Source organism: Streptomyces microflavus (assembly GCF_014650075.1).
Taxonomy (GTDB): domain Bacteria; phylum Actinomycetota; class Actinomycetes; order Streptomycetales; family Streptomycetaceae; genus Streptomyces; species Streptomyces microflavus.
The window spans coordinates 40,313-56,996 of sequence record NZ_BMUG01000006.1 but is presented as its reverse complement, the minus strand read 5'-3'; the positions used below and the strand labels follow the sequence as shown (position 1 = coordinate 56,996).

Below are 16,684 nucleotides of genomic sequence, written 5' to 3'. Positions count from 1 at the left end.
TCACCTCCCCCGCCACTTCGGCGGCCGCTTCTCGGTGAAGGCGGCGTGGAACTCCGCGTAGTCCTCGCCGTGCATCAGGAGGGCCTGGGTGTTGGCGTCCAGCTCGACGGAGGCGGCGAGCGGCATGTCCAGTTCGGCGGTGAGCAGCGCCTTGGTCTGGGCGAGGGCGAGGGCGGGGCCGTCGGCGAGGCGGCGGGCCAGCTCGGCGGCGCGGGCGTCGGCCTGCCCCTCCTCGGCCAGCTCGCTGATCAGCCCGATCCGCTCCGCCTCGGGGGCCCGGACGGGGTCGCCGAGCATCAGCAGCCGGGTGGCGTGGCCGAGGCCGACGACCCGGGGCAGAAGGTAGGCGGCGCCCATGTCCCCGCCGGAGAGGCCGACCCGGGTGAAGAGGAAGGCGAAGCGGGCGGAGGGGTCGGCGACCCGGAAGTCGGCGGCGAGGGCGAGGACGGCTCCGGCTCCGGCGGCGACCCCGTGGACGGCGGCGACGACCGGGAAGGGGCACTCGCGCAGGGCCCGTACGACCTGGCCGGTCATCCGGTTGAACTCCAGGATCGCGGCGGTGTCCATGGCGAGGGTGGCGCCGATGATCTCCTCGACGTCGCCCCCGGAGCAGAAGCCGCGCCCCTCGCCGGCCAGCACGAGGGCGCGGGCGGATCGCTCCCGGGTCAGCTCGGCGAGCAGGTCGCGCAGATCGGCGTAGGCACCGAAGGTGAGGGCGTTGAGTTTCTCGGGGCGGTCCAGTGTGACGGTCACCACACCGTCGTCCCGGGTGATCCGCAGATGGCGCCACTCCTCCACGCGCGGGGCGGAGCTGGGAAACGAGCTCATGAAGGGGTTCCCTTCAGCATTCGGGCGGGTTGCCGACCGGGCGCGGGTCGCGTTCCACCACCGAAGTTATCACTCGTACGTGACCGTCGTCACGAGGTCGCGATACGCCGACCGTGAGACTGTTGTGGCGAAAGTCCTGTTTGCACCGGCCGACCGCCTCTATGGCCAGGGCCGTGCGGTTCGTAAGGTTGACCCCAGGAAGTCTCGATACGCGATGCCGATGAGTCGAGTGATGAGTCGAGTGAGTCGAGAAACCCCGACGAGGAGTCGGGAGAGCCCGATGACGAGTCGGAAGACCCCGATGAGTCGAGAAGTCCCGCTACAAGGAAGACCCGCTCCCGAACGGAACCCCGCCGTGCCGCCCGATGTCCCTGTTCCCGCCTCCTGGCGGATCGCCCTGCCGCACTCCACGGCAGCCGTGCCGATCGCCCGCGCTCTCGTCCGTACCGCCCTGTCGGACATCCATGCCCCGGCGGACAGCGACACCGCCGAGCTGCTCACCGCCGAGCTGGTGGCCAACGCCGTCGAGCACACGGTGAGCAGCGAGCCGATCGAGCTGGTCGTGGAGCTGCTGCCCACCGGCTGCCAGGTCGAGGTGCACGACCACGACCCCGCTCCGCCCGGCGACCTGTCCCGGCCGCCGCACGGTTACGAGGTCGACCCCTGGCAGGAGCACGGCCGCGGCCTGCTGCTCATCCGGACCCTCAGCTCCGCCTGCGGTCACCGCACCACGGAGCACGGCAAGGCCGTCTGGTTCACGCTTCCGGCGATACCGTCCCAGCCGGGCCCGTCCCCGGAGAGCTGACCAGCCGGGACCGCTTGCGCCCGTAGCAGGCGTAGAGCAGCGAACCGGCGGCGAGGAAGACCGCGAACTGGACCCAGGTCGTCCAGCCGGTCCCGTACATCAGATACAGGCAGAACACCACGCCGAGCACCGGGCTCACCGGGTAGAGCGGCACCCGGAAGGAGCGTTCCAGCTCGGGGTTGCGGCGGCGGAGCACCACGACGGCCACATTGACGGCGACCATGGTGGCGAGCGTGCCGATGGTCGTCAGGTTGACGACGACGTCGAGCGGGACGAAGGCCGCCGGTACGGCGAAGACGCAGGCCACGATCCAGGTGTTGGCGACCGGCGTGTGGGTCTTGGGCGAGACCCGTTCGAAGACGCGCGGGATCAGCCCGTCGCGGGACATCGACATCAGGATGCGGGTCTGCCCGTACATCACGGCGAGCACCACGGAAGCGATGGCCACGACCGCGCCGAAGGCGATGATGCCCCCGCCGACCGAGGAGTCGGTGACCTGGTTGACGACCAGCGAGAGGGCCGCGGGCCGGTCGGAGACGGCGTCCGCGCCGAGGGCTCCGATGGCCGAGAGCGCCACCGCGCAGTAGAGCAGCGTGACGACGCCGATGCAGATCAGGATGGCGATCGGAATGTTCCGGCGGGGGTTCTTGACCTCTTCGCCGGCGGTCGTGATGGCGTCGAAGCCGATGTACGAGAAGAACGCCAGCGAGGCGCCCGCCGTGATCCCGCCGAGGCCGTGGCCCGCGAACGGCACGAGGTTGTCGTCCTGGAACGCGGTGAACGCGATCACGCAGAACGCGAGCAGGATGCCGATCTTCAGGACCGCCATGGCGGCGGTCGCGGTCGCGCTCTCCCGGACGCCGCGCACCAGCAGGGTGGCGGCCATCGCGATCACGACGACCGCCGGGAGGTTGATCACGCCGCCGTCGCCGGGCCCGGCGGAGACGGCCGCGGGCAGCTCCCAGCCGATCAGGCTGTTCAGCAGCTCGTTGACGTACTGGCTCCAGCCCACCGCGACCGCGGAGACCGAGACGCCGTACTCCAGCATCAGGCACCAGCCGACGAGGAACGCCGTGCGCTCGCCGAGGGCGGCGTACGCGAAGGAGTACGAGCTTCCCGAGACCGGGATCGCGCTGCCCAGCTCCGCGAAGGAGAAGGCGGTGAAGATGCAGGTGATCGCGGCCAGGACGAACGAGATGACGACGGCGGGTCCGGCCTCGGCGACGGTGTCGGAGAGGCCGACGAAGATGCCGGTGCCGACGATGGCCCCGACGCCGAAGCAGACGAGCTGGAAGAGGCCCATCGTCCGCTTGAGGCCGTGGCCCTCCAGGTCGCCGCCGGACTCGGCGATGAGCTGGTCGGGGCTCTTGCGGCGCAGGCCGGGACGGTGTGCGGTGCCGGGATTCGGCAGGCCGGGGCTCATGCGGGACGTTCTCTTCTCTGGTGGTGCAGTGGGGGGACGGCCCCGTGTGCGCGTGGGCGGCGACACAGGTAAGGGGTTCGAGCGTGCGAGCCCGAACCCCACCAGAGGCGACATCGTAGCCACCCCCGCGCATGTTCACCCAATCGGGCGAGGAACCATGCAAACCGCTGACCCCGAGGCGGCTACACGTCCGCCAGCGTCGCCACCAGCACGGCCTTGATGGTGTGCATCCGGTTCTCGGCCTGGTCGAAGACCACCGAGTGCGCCGACTCGAAGACCTCGTCGGTGACCTCCAGCTCGGTGAGCCCGTGGGCGGCGTGGACGTCCCGGCCGACCTGGGTGCCCAGGTCGTGGAAGGCGGGCAGGCAGTGCAGGAACTTCACGTCCGGGTTGCCGGTGGCCCGCAGGACGTCCATCGTCACGGCGTACGACGCGAGCGCGGCGATGCGCTCGTCCCAGACCTCCTTGGGCTCCCCCATCGAGACCCACACGTCCGTGGCGACGAAGTCGGCGCCGCGGACGCCCTCGGCGACGTCGGCGGTGAGCGTGACCTTCGCGCCGCTGACCGCGGCGAGCTTCTCCGCCTGCTCCACGACGGAGGGGGCCGGCCAGTACATCTCGGGGGCGACGATCCGGATGTCCAGGCCGAGCAGGGCGCCGGTGATCAGGTAGGAGTTGCCCATGTTGAAGCGGGCGTCGCCGAGGTAGGCGAAGGCCATCCGTGTGACGGGCTTGTCGCTGTGCTCGGTCATGGTCAGGACGTCGGCGAGCATCTGCGTGGGGTGCCAGTCGTCGGTGAGCCCGTTGAAGACGGGGACGCCGCCGTACGCGGCCAGCTCCTCGACCACCTGCTGACTGTCGCCCCGGTACTCGATCCCGTCGAACATCCGGCCGAGCACCCGGGCGGTGTCCTTCACCGACTCCTTGTGGCCCATCTGGGAGCCGGAGGGGTCCAGGTAGGTGGTGAAGGCGCCCTGGTCGGCGGCGGCGACCTCGAACGCGCAGCGGGTGCGGGTCGAGGTCTTCTCGAAGATCAGCGCGATGTTCTTCCCACGCAGCCGCTGGGTCTCGGCCCCCGCCTTCTTGGCCGCCTTCAGCTCGCCGGCCAGCGCGACCAGGCCGAGGAACTCCTCCGCGGTGAAGTCCAGCTCCTTGAGGAAGGGGCGGCCGGTGAGGTCGATGGCCATGGTGACGGCTCCAGGGTGGGACGGGATCTGGCGGTGATCCCAGCAGGGATCGTGCGGGGATCGACGAACAGTGCTGGAAGTCTATACGACTACCTGCATTCCTATACAGCCCCCTGGGTCCGGAATCCGCTGGTCCCCTGTCTGATAAGTGCCTGCACTACACAGGGTCCCGCACCACCGGGCAGCTCATGCAGCGCGGTCCGCCCCGCCCCCGGCCCAGCTCGCTGCCCCGGATCTCGATGACCTCGATGCCCTGCTTGCGCAGATAGGTGTTGGTGGTCGCGTTCCGCTCGTACGCGACGACGACGCCCGGCTCGACCGCCAGGACGTTGCAGCCGTCGTCCCACTGCTCGCGCTCCGCCGCGTGCACGTCCTGGGTGGCGGTGAGCACCCGGATCGAGTCGAGGCCGAGCGCTGCGGCGATGGCGCGGTGCATGTGCTCGGGCGGGTGGTCGGTGACCTTCAGCTCGCGGGGGCCGCTGCCCGGCTCGATCGTGTACGAGCGGAGCATGCCGAGCCCGGCGTACTGGGTGAACGTATCGCCGTCGATCATGGTCATCACCGTGTCCAGGTGCATGAACGCCCGGCCCTTGGGCATGTCGAGCGCCACGATCGTGCGCGCGGAGCCCGCGTCGAAGAGGCCGCGGGCCAGCATCTCCACCGCCTGGGGGGTGGTGCGCTCGCTCATCCCGATCAGGACCGCCCCCTGCCCGATGACCAGGACGTCACCGCCCTCGATGGTGGAGGGGTAGTCGTCCTGCCCCTCCGACCAGTGGTGGAAGACGCCCGCGTCCGGTCCGGTGAAGAGCGGATGGTGGCGGTAGATCGCCTCGAAGTGGACGGTCTCGCGCTGCCGCGCGGGCCAGCGCATCGCGTTGATGGAGACCCCGTCGTAGATCCAGGCGGAGGTGTCCCGGGTGAAGAGGTGGTTGGGCAGCGGGCCGAGCAGGAAGTCGTCCAGGTCCATGACATGGAAGCGGACGGAGGTGGGTTCGCTGTGCCGCTCCAGGAACTCGCGCTTGGTCATCCCGCCGACCAGCGCCTCCGCCAGCTCGGCGGACGGCAGCTCCTCGAAGACGGCGCGCAGGTGCTCGGTGGCGAGCGGCCCGTACTCCTTCTCGTCGAAGACCCGGTCGAGCACGAGCCGCCGTGCGACGGGGATGTCCAGGGACTCCTGGAGGAGGTCGCCGAAGAGGTGCACCTCCACTCCCCGGTCGCGCAGGACGTCGGCGAACCCGTCGTGCTCCTCCCGGGCCCGGCGCACCCATAGGACGTCGTCGAAGAGGAGCGCGTCCTTGTTGGAGGGGGTCAGCCGTTTCAGTTCCAGATCGGGGCGGTGCAGTATGACGCGGCGCAGCCGCCCGGCTTCGGAGTCGACATGGAATCCCATGTCTTCATCCTCACCGGGCGGAGCACCGTTCACCCCGCGAATCGCCCACGGTTCGCGCGGGTCTCAGAGCCGGGGGTCCACCGGCTCCGACTCCAGGGCCAGGACGGCGAAGACCGCCTCGTGGACCCGCCACAGCGGCTCGCCCTCCGCCAGCCGGTCCAGGGCCTCCAGTCCGAGCGCGTACTCCCGCAGCGCGAGCGAGCGCTTGTGGCCGAGGAACCGGGAGCGCAGGCGCTCCAGGTTCTCCGGGCGGGTGTACTCGGGGCCGTAGATGATGCGCAGATACTCCCGGCCGCGCACCTTGATGCCGGGCTGGACCAGGCGGCCCTTCGTGTCCCGGACGAGGGCGCCGAGCGGCTTGACGACCATGCCCTCGCCGCCGCGCCCGGTCATCTCCAGCCACCAGTCGGTGCCCGCGCGGACGGACGCCTCGTCGGCGGGGTCCACGACGAGCCGGCGGGTGACCTGGAGCAGCCCGGTCGGGTCGTGCTCGACGAGGCGGTCCAGCCAGGCCAGCTGCTCGTCGTGGGGGACGGCGGCCAGCGAGCGGCCCTGCACGGCGAGGATCTGGAACGGGGCGATGCGCATCCCTTCCAGCCCCTCGGTGGGCCAGCAGTAGCGCCGGTAGGCCTCGGTGAACGCCGCCGCGTCCTCGGCCCGGCCGCGCTGCCGCCCGCCGAGGCCGCCGACGTCGATTCCGCGGGCGGCGGCCGTCTCCAGGGCGGCGATGGCGGAGGGGAGGACCGCGCCGGAGGCCGCGCCGACGGCGGCGTACTGCGAGCGCAGCAGTCCGCCGGCCTTGAGCGACCAGGGCATCAGCTCGGCGTCCAGGAGCACCCAGTCGGTGTCCCACTCCTCCCAGAGCCCGGCCGCGGTGACGGCGGTACGGAGCCGGCCGAGGACCACTTCGGTCACGGCCCGGTCGTCCAGGAAGGGCCGCCCGGTGCGGGTGTACAGCGCGCCGGTGGGGCCGTCCGTGCCGAAGCGGGCGGTCGCAGCGGCGGCGTCCTTGCAGATCAGGGCAGTGGCCCGGGAGCCCATGTGCTTCTCCTCGCACACCACCCGCCCGACGCCGTCGCTGCGGTACTGCGCGAACGCCTCGGCCGGGTGCTCCAGGAAGCCTTCCTCGCGGGAGGTGGCGGTGGGGGCCATGGTGGGCGGGAGGTAGGCGAGGAGCTGCGGGTCGACGGCGAACCGGCTCATGACTTCGAGCGCGGCGGCCGCGTTCTCCTCGCGCACGGCGACACGGCCGAGGTGCCGGGTCTCCACGACCCGGCGGCCCTGGACGTCGGCGAGGTCCAGCGGCCTGCCCTCCCGGCCCCCGGGCGCCTCGGTGGTGAGCGGCCTGGTGGGCTCGTACCAGACCTTCTCGGCCGGTACGTCGACGAGTTCGCGCTCCGGCCAGCGCAGCGCGGTCATCTTCCCGCCGAAGACCACGCCGGTGTCCAGGCAGATGGTGTTGTTGATCCAGGAGGTGGTGGGCACCGGCGTGTGGCCGTAGACGACGGCGGCGCGGCCGCGGTAGTCCTCGGCCCACGGGTAGCGCACGGGCAGGCCGAACTCGTCGGTCTCGCCGGTGGTGTCCCCGTACAGCGCGTGCGAGCGGACCCGGCCCGAAGTGCGGCCGTGGTACTTCTCGGGCAGTCCGGCGTGGCAGACCACCAGGTTGCCGCCGTCCAGCACGTAGTGGCTGACCAGCCCGTCGATGAACTCCCGCACCTGCTGCCGGAACTCGGGGTGCTCGGCGTCCTCGCGCGCCAGCTGCTCGATCGTCTCGGCGAGGCCGTGGGTCTGCTGGACCTTGCGGCCCGCGAGGTAGCGGCCGAGCTTGTTCTCGTGGTTGCCGGGGACGCAGAGGGCGTTGCCCGCCGCGACCATGGACATGACGCGGCGGAGCACACCCGGGCTGTCGGGGCCCCGGTCGACGAGGTCGCCGACGAAGACGGCCGTACGCCCTTCGGGGTGGGCACCGTCCACGTATCCGAGCTTGCCCAGCAGGGTGTCCAGCTCGGAGCGGCAGCCGTGGATGTCGCCGATGATGTCGAACGGGCCGGTGAGGTGGCGCAGGTCGTTGTACCGGCGCTCCAGGACCACTTCGGCGCTCTCGGCCTCCTCCTCGGTGCGCAGGATGTGCACCTTGCGGAAGCCCTCGCGCTCCAGGCCGCGCAGTGAGCGGCGCAGCTCGCGGCGGTGGCGCTGGATGACGTGGCGGGGCATGGACGCGCGGTCGGGGCGGGCTGCGTTGCGTGCGGCGCAGACCTCTTCGGGGAGGTCGAGCACGATGGCGATGGGCAGCACGTCGTGCTCCCGGGCCAGCCGGACGAGCTGCTTGCGGCTCTCGGACTGGACGCTGGTGGCGTCGACGACGGTGAGCCGTCCGGCGGCCAGGCGCTTGCCGGCGATGTAGTGGAGCACGTCGAAGGCGTCGCGGCTGGCGCTCTGGTCGTTCTCGTCGTCGGCGACGAGGCCCCGGCAGAAGTCCGAGGAGACGATCTCGGTGGGCTTGAAGTGCTTGCGGGCGAAGGTGGACTTGCCCGATCCGCTGGCGCCGATGAGGACGACGAGGGAGAGGTCGGTCACCGGCAGGGTGCGGGAGGCGCCGCCGCCGGTGGTGGTGTCGGTGCTCGTGCTGTCGTCGTTCGTCATGCGGCTTCCGCCTCCTTCTTCTTGTCGGTCTTCTTGTCGATTTCCGTGTCGGTCAGGGTGAAGACGGCGAGCTGGGTGGGCGGGCCGACCTCGGGGTCGTCCGGGCCGACGGGCAGATGCGCGACGGTGTACCCGTGGCGCTCGGCCACCTTCCCCGCCCACACCCGGAACTCGGCCCTGGTCCACTCGAAGCGGTGGTCCCCGTGGCGTACGTGCCCGGCAGGGAGGGTCTCCCAGCGGACGTTGTACTCCACGTTCGGCGTGGTCACGAGCACCGTGCGGGGACGCGCCGAACCGAAGACCGCGTACTCCAGCGCGGGCAGCCGGTCCAGGTCCAGGTGCTCGACGACCTCGCTGAGCACGGCGGCGTCGTACCCCTTGAGCCGCTTGTCCGTGTAGGTGAGGGAGCCCTGCTGAAGGGTGACCCGGCCCGCCTGCCGCTCCCCCATCCGGTCCAGCTTGAGCCGGCGCGAGGCGATGGTGAGGGCGCGCATCGACACGTCGACGCCCACGATCTCGGTGAACCGCACGTCCTTGAGGAGCGCCTGCACCAACTGGCCCTGGCCGCAGCCCAGGTCGAGCACCCGGTGCGCACCGGCCCCGCGCAGCGCTTCGAGGATCGCGGTGCGCCGGTGCTCTGCCAGCGGGACGGGCTTCTCCTCGGTGTCGGTGCTCTCGTCGACCGCGTTGTCGACGCTGTCCACGTCGAGGTCGTCGGACTCCGCGAGCCGGACCAGCTCCAGGGCCTGATCGGCCTGGCGGGTCAGTCCCCAGCGGTGGGAGAGGTAGCGCCGGGTGATGAGGGGGCGCTCGGGGTGGTCGGCGAGCCAGCCCTCACCGGCCCGCAGCAGCTTGTCCACCTCGTCGGGGGCGACCCAGTAGTGCTTGGCGTCGTCGAGCACCGGCAGCAGGACATAGAGCTGGCGCAGCGCGTCGGCGAGCCGCAACTCCCCTTCCAGCACGAGGCGTACGTAGCGCGAGTCGCCCCACTCGGGGAACTGCTCGTCCAGCGCCACCGCCGTCGCCTCGACCCGCTCCCAGCCGAGCGGCACGAACAGCTTGCGCACCAGCTCCGCACCGCCCCGGGCCGGCAGCGCGGGCACCTCGATCCGCAGCGGCAGCGGGGCCCCGGCCCGCTCGGGCATGGAACGGCAGACACCGCTCAGCGCGGACGTGAACACCGTGGCGAGCGCGACCGAGAGCAGCGAGGAGGCCGCGTAGGGGCGGTCGTTGACGTACTGCGCGAGCGCCGCGTCGGGCGCACCGCCCCGGCCCTTGCCCTTGCCGCGCCGCACCAGCGCCACCGGATCCACCTCCAGCAGGAGTGCGGCCGTGCAGCGCTCGGCGGACGCCTCGGGATAGAAGACGTGCGCGGTGCCGTGCGAGGTGGAGAACGCCTGCGCCCGGTCGGGATGCTTGTGCAGCAGGAAACCGAGGTCCGTGGCGGGACGTTCAGGGGTGCCGGTCGTACCGATTGTCAGGAACACCTGTCCGAGTATGGTCTTCATTCCGCACCTCCCACCAGGCATTTTCAGCGCTCCAGCAGCCCCGCCAGCTCCTTGATCCGGTCCGGCCCCACCCGGCAGCAGCCCCCGACGAGCCGCGCCCCGGCCCCCGTCCAGGCCCGCACCCGCCCCGGGTCGAAGGTGCTCCGCCCGGTCCACCCCCTGCCTCCGGCGTCCCAGCCCTCCCCGCTGTTCGGGTAGACCACGGCCGGCTTGCCCGTGACCGCCACCGCCACCCGGACCGCCTCCTCCGCCTCGGCCGGATCGCAGCAGTTGACCCCGACGGCCACCACCGCCTCCCGCCCGGCGGCCACCGCGAACGCCTCCTCCAACGGCTGCCCGGCCCGGGTCCGCCCGCCCGCGACGCTGTACGAGAGCCAGACCGGCAGCCCGGTCTCCTCGGCGACCCGCACCACCGCCTCCGCCTCGTCCACGTCCGGCACCGTCTCCAGCGCCAGGACATCGGGTTCCGCCTCCGCGAGCGCCGCCATCCTGGGGCGGTGGAAGCGCTCCAGCTCCCGGACGGTCAGCCCGTACCGCCCCCGGTACTCGCTGCCGTCCGCGAGCATCGCCCCGTACGGGCCGACCGAGGCGGCGACCCAGACCTCCCGCCCGGGATCGGCCCGGCGGGCCGCACCGGCCGCCCGCCGGGCCAGCTCCACACTGCGGGCGAGGAGCGCCCCGGTCCGTTCGGGGCCGATCCCGTGGCGGCCGAACCCTTCGAACGTGGCCTGGTAGCTGGCGGTGATGAGCACCTGCGCTCCGGAGCGCAGATAAGCCAGGTGGGCGGCCTCGATCTGTTCCGGGGCGTCGGCCAGCAGCCGGGCCGACCAGAGCGCGTCGGAGAGATCGCACCCCTGTGCCTCCAACTGGTTGGAGAGTCCGCCGTCCAGCAGGACGGGGCCTTCCGCCAGTGCTTCGGCGAGCGTACGGCCGGTGCTCACAGCCATCTCCTCCTCGTCAGTCCCCCTGTGGGAGGAGCGGTTCAGTTCAGCTGGGACTGGATCTGCGAGGAGATCAGCTCCAGGTGGTCCAGGTCGTCCAGGTCGAGGACCTGGAGGTAGATCCGGGACGAGCCGATGGCCGCGTACCGGCCGATCTTGTCGACCACCTCGGCGGGCGAGCCGGCCAGCCCGTTGGCCTTGAGCTCCTCCACGTCCCGGCCGATGGCCGCCGCCCGCCGGGCCACTTCGGCGTCGTCCTTGCCGGTGCAGACGACCAGGGCGTTGGAGTACACCAGGTCGTCCGGCTCCCGCCCGAACGCCTTCGCCGCGGCCCTGACCCGGCCGAACTGCTTCTCGCTGTCCTCCAGCGAGGCGAAGGGGATGTTGAACTCGTCCGCGTACTGCGCGGCGAGGCGCGGGGTGCGGGTCGCTCCGTGGCCGCCGATGAGGACGGGCACCTTGGCCTGGGCCGGCTTCGGCAGCGCGGGCGAATCGGTGAGCTGGTAATACGTGCCGTCGTAGCTGAAGGTCTTGCCGACCTCCGTCGCCCAGAGGCCGGTGACGATCGCCAGCTGCTCCTCCAGCCGGCCGAACTTCTCCTTGGGGAACGGGATGCCGTAGGCCTTGTGCTCCTCCTCGAACCAGCCCGCGCCCAGGCCGAGTTCGACGCGTCCGCCGGACATCCGGTCGACCTGGGCCACCTGGATGGCGAGCACGCCGGGCAGCCGGAACGTGCCTGCGGTCATCAGCGTGCCGAGCCGGATCCGCTTGGTCTCGCGGGCGAGACCGGCCAGCGTGATCCAGGCGTCGGTCGGTCCGGGCAGGCCGTCACCGGAGCCCATGTGAAGGTAGTGGTCCGAGCGGTAGAAGGCGTCGAAGCCGAGGTCCTCGGTGGCCTTGGCGACGGTGAGCAGGGTGTCGTAGTCGGCCCCTTGCTGGGGCTCGGTGAAGATTCGAAGATCCATGCACCCATCCTGCCCCTTCACCGGCGGCTCTTCCTCAGGGCCCCGCCGCCGACGGGGCGGGGCCGCGTATCCCGCCGTAGGGGCCGTCGCGCTCCCTTTCCCGCTCCCCCAGCCGTCTCAGCAGCCCGTGCACGCGGTCGAGCGACTCGTCGGCCGCGTCCATGGCCTCGATGCACTGCCAGTAGAGGCCGTCCTCCCCCGTGTCGCAGGCCACCGAGACGAGCGCGATCCCGGCCTCGCCGAGGAGCAGCGCCAGAGCGGTCAGGGCCGCCCGCACATCGGCGATCCCGGAGAGCTGCGCCGCCCGTGCGCCCCGGGAGAGGACCGCCGGTTGGTCCGGCGCCGAGCAGCCGCCGCCGATCTCACCGAGTGCCCGCGCCTCCCCCCGTAACTCCATCGGGCCGAGCAGCGCCAGCCGGCTGCCGACCGTCCGCGCGAGGGCCTGTGCCTGCCAGGCCTCCGCCATCACGTCCAGCGCACCCCGGCTCTCCGCCAGGGCCCGCCGCCCCGTCTCGATGAGTCGCTCCGCTTCCATGCGTTTCCCCCGTCCGTACGAAAACCCGCTCACCTCTTTCATTACCCACAGTGAGGTAGATGGCACCGTAAGGCCAGAGGAAATCGGAAATCTGTGGACACCAAGTCGATTGTGAATAAGTCGATCACTCCGAAGAGTGACGATCCTGGGGTTCCGGCGGGCTCGGGACGGGGAAGCGCTTCTCGTTCCGGTCCATCTTGGCCGCCAGCGCCTGGAGCGGGTCGATGCCCAGCACCTCGCAGAACTGGAGGAGATAGGCGAGGACATCGGCGACCTCGTCGGCGACGCGATGGGCCGCTTCGGGTTCGTCCATGATCCGGGCGGACTGTTCGGGCGTCAGCCACTGGAAGATCTCGACCAGTTCGGAGGCCTCGACACTGAGGGCGGCCACCAGGTTCTTCGGGGTGTGGTACTGCTCCCAGTCCCGGACCGCCGCGAACGCGGCCAGCCGCCGCTGGAGTTCTGCCACATCGAGTTCTGTCACGGCCCCAGGTCTACCACCGCCGCCCCGGACACCGCCGCCCCGGACGCCCCGAGGGGCGTCCGGCGGCGAGGCCGACGAGAAGGGGCGGGAGGGAAGGGCTTTACGACAGGCCCTAGGACTGGGCGAGCCCGGCCGGTGTGACCCCTTCGACCTCCATGCCCTCCGGGGCGAGCAGGAAGACGTTCCGGTCGACGCGGTGCATGCCGCTGCCGAGTCCGAAGACCACACCGCTGCTGAAGTCGAGAATCCGCTTGGCCACATCCGTCTCGGCCGCTGTCAGGTCGAGCAGCACCGGGACCTGGGCGACCAGGTACTCCGCGACCTCGCGGGCGTCCGCGAAGACCTGCACCCGCAGTACGACCAGGCGTCGCTGTTCGGCCGCACGCTCGTCCGGGACCGTGCGGTGGTCGATCCGGGACGGCCACTCGTCGCGGCCCCGCAGGGGTACGACCTGGGCGAGCCCCTCCCACTGTTCGTCGGTGGCGTCATATCTGTCGTACCTGTCATACCTGCTCACAGGGCCACCCCGTCGTCAAGCCGGTCGGGTTCGCGCCGGCTGCGCTCACTGTTCATCGGGCAATCCTCTCGCCCCTCACCCGTTCGGCGTACCAACGACACGGCTAAGGGCCGGATCGAGTCACTCACACCGAGCCCTCACACCGCGATTACCTGGACGCCCGCCTCGCCGAACCGGTCCCTCGCCTCCGCCGTGATGTGGGAGTCGGTGACGAGCACATCGACCAGGCCGAGGTCGCAGACCCGCGCGAAGGCCCGCTTGCCGATCTTCGAGGAGTCGGCCGCGACCACCACCCGCTGCGCCCGTTCCGCGAGGAGCCGGTTGACGCTGGCCTCGCCCTCGTGGTGGACGTAGGCGCCGCGTTCGATGTCGATGGCGTTCACCCCGAGGACGGCGACGTCCAGCGTGATCTCGTTCATCACGCCGACGGCCAGCGGTCCGGTCAGTTCGTACGACTGGGGCCTGGCGACACCGCCCGTGACGACCATCTTGATCTGCGGCCGGATCGCCAGCTCGCTCGCGATGTTCAGGGCGTTGGTCACGACGGTGAGCGTCGGCTGCCCGCCCGCGACCGCGGTCTCGCCGACGATGTCGGGGCGGACCGCCAGCGCGCGGGCCACCTCGGTCACCGTCGTACCGCCGGTCAGGCCGACCACCTCTCCGACGGCGACCAGCCCGGAGACCGCGCGGCCGATGGCCTGCTTCTCGGGGGCGTGGCGGCCGGTCTTGTAGCGCAGGGCCAGCTCGTAGGAGACGCCGTGCGCGACCGCTCCGCCCCGGGTCCGGGTGAGCAGGTGCTGTTCGGCGAGCTGGTCCAGGTCGCGGCGGATGGTCGCGGCCGACACGGCGAGCGCCGCCGCCGCCTCCTCGACCTCCACCCTGCCGTGCTTGCCGACGAGTTCCAGCAGCGCGTCCCACCGGGCGTCCCTGGCCACGTGCGTCTCCTTCACCGTCCGGTGCCGGGCTCCGCGCTTCCCGGGAACGCGGTCGCCGGTGGCCGGACCGCCGCAAGCGTCGCACAGGCGCCGGGCGTTCGACTCCGCACCCCGCGCATCTTGCTTGTTCTTGCTCGATAACTGCATGTAACGTGCAGGATTCTACATCGAGGCCCCATCCGCCCCTCGTCCCGTGGAGTGCAGACGTGTCGTACGCCGAGACCGAGACCGCCAGTCAGCCCGCCTGCTGGCGTCGCGCCGCCGCACTGGCCGATGACCACCGGGCCGTCCTGCCCGCCGCCGGGGAGCGCGTCGCCGTCGTCGGCTGCGGCACCTCCTTCTACATGGCGCAGGCCTACGCGGCGCTCCGCGAGGGCTCGGGCCAGGGCGAGTCGGACGCCTTCGCCGCCTCCGAGTTCCCCCACGGCCGCGGCTACGACCGGGTCGTCGCGCTGACCCGCTCGGGAACCACCACCGAGGTGCTGGAGCTGCTGGCCCGGGTGCGCCCGGCCTCACGCACGGTCGCGGTCACCGCCGATCCGCTGACTCCGGTACGGGAGGCGGCCGACGATCTCGTCGTGCTCGACTTCGCCGACGAACGGTCCGTCGTCCAGACCCGGTTCGCCACGAGCGCCCTCACCCTCCTCCGGGCCCACCTGGGTCTGCACACCGAGGAGGCGGTACGGGACGCGGAGCGGGCGCTCGCCGAGCCGCTGTCCGAAGGGCTGCTGGAGCGCACCCAGTTCTCCTTCCTCGGCCGGGGCTGGACGGTCGGCCTGGCCCATGAGGCGGCGCTGAAGATGAAGGAGGCGTCGCTGGCCTGGACGGAGTCCTACCCGGCGATGGAGTACCGCCACGGGCCCATCAGCGTCTCCACGTCCGGTACGGCGACCTGGATGTTCGGCGCAGCGCCCGAGGGCCTGGCCGAGCAGGTCCGCGCCACGGGCGCCCAGTGGGTGGAGAGCGGACTCGACCCGCTGGCCGACCTCGTACGCGTACAGCGGCTGGCGCTCGCCCGTGCGGCGGCGCAGGGGCTCGACCCGGACGCACCCCGCCACCTGACCCGGTCGGTGGTGCTGGACCAGGCCTGAGGGAGGATGGACGGCAGGAGGAGGCCGACGCCCCTCCGCGCACCCGACACCCCCACGCCGGAGAGCCCTCATGCACCTCGCACTGCCAGTCGCCGCCGAGGAACCCAAGGGCGGCATCGCGGGGTGGGCCACCGGCCTGGTCGAGACGTTCGGCGGGCCGGGTGCCGGTTTCGCCATCGCGCTGGAGAATCTGTTCCCGCCGCTGCCGAGCGAGATCATCCTCCCGCTGACCGGCTTCGCCGCGTCCCAGGGCGTACTCAGTCTGGCCTCCGCCCTGTTCTGGACGACGCTCGGCTCCGTCGTCGGGGCGGTGGCGCTGTACACGATCGGGGCCGTATTCGGCCGGGAGCGGATGCACGCCCTCTGGGCCAAGCTGCCGCTGGTCAAGGCCTCGGACCTGGTGCGTACGGAGGAGTGGTTCGCGCGGCACGGCACGAAGGCGGTCCTGCTGGGCCGGATGGTGCCGGTCTTCCGGAGCCTGATCTCCGTGCCCGCGGGTGTGGAGCGCATGCCGCTGCCGGTGTTCGTCGGCCTGACGACGGCGGGCAGCCTGGTGTGGAACACCCTGCTGGTGATGGCGGGTTACTGGCTCGGCGACCGCTGGGACGTCGTCGGGACGTACGTGGGGCTGGTGTCCAAGGTGGTGCTCGCGCTGGCCGCGCTGGCGCTGATCTGTTACGTGGTGATGCGCGCCCGGGGCCGCAAGGGTTCCCGGCGCGGCGAGTGACGGGCGACGCCCCGCACGGATCCACCGCCCGGCACCGCCCACCCCGGAGCACCGCCCGGCGCTCCCGGACGCCGTGGCGCTCCGGGAGGGCCGCCCGGAGGTGTCCGGGGTCCGGCCGGCCCGCTCAGGACTCCTCGAAGTAGGCGTCCAGGGCGGCGTCCAGGGCGGCCGGCCACTCCTTGAGCTGGGTCCGGCTCGCCGCCTCGACCTCGGCGTTGAACCAGCGCCGGGTCGACAGGTGCACGGTCACGGTGAACCGGCGGCCGAACCGGGCCGGGTTCATCTCCACCGCGCCGATCTCGGCCCAGTCGAACTCGGCCTCCTGGTCGTCCAGCCGGAACCTGATGCCTTCCCGGGCCACCCGGATCGAGCCCCGGCGGTCGCTGACCTCGAAGACCGGGCCTTCCCCGGCCTCCTTCTCCTCCGCCTGCTCCTGGGCGTCGGACACCTCCGCCTCCGGCTCGGCGTCGGATCCGGGCACCGCCGCGTCCTCCGCTCGGGGCGCGTCCTCCGGCTCCGGGTCCGTCTCCGTACCGGCCTCCGCTTCCGGTTCGGTCTTCCGGATCGCGGCGGGTGCCGACAGGCCGGGGAGGGGGATGAACGCCGGGTCGGTGCCTGCGGCGAACTCGGGCTTCTTGTTCGAATCTATGCTCTGCTCCACGGCGGGCAGTATGGTCCACGAACCTGTACGTGACCAGTCGT

At 71.6% G+C, this 16,684-nt stretch carries 16 protein-coding genes; 3 read left to right on the top strand and 13 right to left on the bottom strand.

Translation table 11 applies throughout. The features are described from left to right. Window positions 1–828, bottom strand: a complete 828-nt coding sequence (locus IE264_RS18440) for an enoyl-CoA hydratase family protein (protein WP_015612072.1) — start codon at window positions 826–828, stop codon at window positions 1–3. A 355-nt stretch (window positions 829–1,183) separates the two neighbouring features. Here IE264_RS18440 and IE264_RS18435 point away from each other — a divergent pair, with 355 nt between their 5' ends. Beyond that, window positions 1,184–1,633 carry an ATP-binding protein gene (locus tag IE264_RS18435; RefSeq protein ID WP_031126996.1) on the top strand — a complete coding sequence of 150 codons (450 nt, stop codon included), beginning with the start codon at window positions 1,184–1,186 and terminating at the stop codon, window positions 1,631–1,633. Here the strand turns inward: IE264_RS18435 and IE264_RS18430 are convergent. From IE264_RS18430 to IE264_RS18380, 11 genes are all read right to left on the bottom strand, one after another. Continuing rightward, window positions 1,584–3,056: an amino acid permease gene (locus tag IE264_RS18430; RefSeq protein ID WP_032753511.1), complete on the bottom strand. Its 1,473-nt coding sequence runs from the start codon at window positions 3,054–3,056 to the stop codon at window positions 1,584–1,586. The two genes, IE264_RS18435 and IE264_RS18430, sit on opposite strands and share 50 nt — an antisense overlap. Before the next feature lie 182 nt (window positions 3,057–3,238). Continuing rightward, window positions 3,239–4,243, bottom strand: coding sequence for an ornithine carbamoyltransferase (gene argF / locus IE264_RS18425; RefSeq protein WP_032753509.1), 1,005 nt, complete (start codon window positions 4,241–4,243; stop codon window positions 3,239–3,241). Between the two features lie 157 nt (window positions 4,244–4,400). After that, entirely contained in the window at window positions 4,401–5,633 is a 1,233-nt protein-coding gene (locus IE264_RS18420; protein WP_032753508.1) for an arginine deiminase, read from the bottom strand. Window positions 5,634–5,696: 63 nt separating this feature from the next. Then, window positions 5,697–8,279, bottom strand: coding sequence for a polynucleotide kinase-phosphatase (locus IE264_RS18415; RefSeq protein WP_032753507.1), 2,583 nt, complete (start codon window positions 8,277–8,279; stop codon window positions 5,697–5,699). Beyond that, window positions 8,276–9,766, bottom strand: a complete 1,491-nt coding sequence (locus IE264_RS18410) for a 3' terminal RNA ribose 2'-O-methyltransferase Hen1 (RefSeq protein WP_032753930.1) — start codon at window positions 9,764–9,766, stop codon at window positions 8,276–8,278. Before IE264_RS18410 ends, IE264_RS18415 begins: the two co-directional genes overlap by 4 nt. 44 nt (window positions 9,767–9,810) lie before the next feature. Then, a complete protein-coding gene (gene mmuM / locus IE264_RS18405) occupies window positions 9,811–10,734 on the bottom strand; it encodes a homocysteine S-methyltransferase (protein ID WP_032753506.1) in 924 nt (307 codons plus the stop codon). Between the two features lie 35 nt (window positions 10,735–10,769). Further along, complete coding sequence (locus IE264_RS18400) at window positions 10,770–11,693, bottom strand: LLM class F420-dependent oxidoreductase (RefSeq protein ID WP_015612064.1); 924 nt, start codon at window positions 11,691–11,693, stop codon at window positions 10,770–10,772. Window positions 11,694–11,727: 34 nt separating this feature from the next. Beyond that, window positions 11,728–12,228, bottom strand: a complete 501-nt coding sequence (locus IE264_RS18395) for a DUF6099 family protein (protein WP_032753505.1) — start codon at window positions 12,226–12,228, stop codon at window positions 11,728–11,730. A gap of 124 nt (window positions 12,229–12,352) precedes the next feature. Continuing rightward, on the bottom strand, window positions 12,353–12,712 hold the full coding sequence (locus IE264_RS18390; RefSeq protein ID WP_078657330.1) for a nucleotide pyrophosphohydrolase: 360 nt from the start codon (window positions 12,710–12,712) through the stop codon (window positions 12,353–12,355). A 112-nt stretch (window positions 12,713–12,824) separates the two neighbouring features. Beyond that, the gene (locus IE264_RS18385) at window positions 12,825–13,229 is read right to left on the bottom strand and encodes a cell division protein SepF (RefSeq protein WP_015612061.1); all 405 of its coding nucleotides are present in this window, start codon (window positions 13,227–13,229) and stop codon (window positions 12,825–12,827) included. Window positions 13,230–13,366: 137 nt separating this feature from the next. Then, a complete protein-coding gene (locus tag IE264_RS18380) occupies window positions 13,367–14,164 on the bottom strand; it encodes a DeoR/GlpR family DNA-binding transcription regulator (RefSeq protein ID WP_032753503.1) in 798 nt (265 codons plus the stop codon). 206 nt (window positions 14,165–14,370) lie between these two features. On the opposite strand from IE264_RS18380, the gene IE264_RS18375 reads away from it, so the two are divergent. Both IE264_RS18375 and IE264_RS18370 read left to right on the top strand, forming a co-directional pair. Continuing rightward, complete coding sequence (locus tag IE264_RS18375; protein WP_032753501.1) at window positions 14,371–15,255, top strand: SIS domain-containing protein; 885 nt, start codon at window positions 14,371–14,373, stop codon at window positions 15,253–15,255. A 70-nt stretch (window positions 15,256–15,325) separates the two neighbouring features. After that, complete coding sequence (locus tag IE264_RS18370; protein WP_015612058.1) at window positions 15,326–15,982, top strand: DedA family protein; 657 nt, start codon at window positions 15,326–15,328, stop codon at window positions 15,980–15,982. Window positions 15,983–16,106: 124 nt separating this feature from the next. Here the strand turns inward: IE264_RS18370 and IE264_RS18365 are convergent, their stop codons facing one another. After that, window positions 16,107–16,643, bottom strand: coding sequence for a hypothetical protein (locus IE264_RS18365; RefSeq protein ID WP_032753499.1), 537 nt, complete (start codon window positions 16,641–16,643; stop codon window positions 16,107–16,109). Window positions 16,644–16,684: the final 41 nt, after the last annotated feature.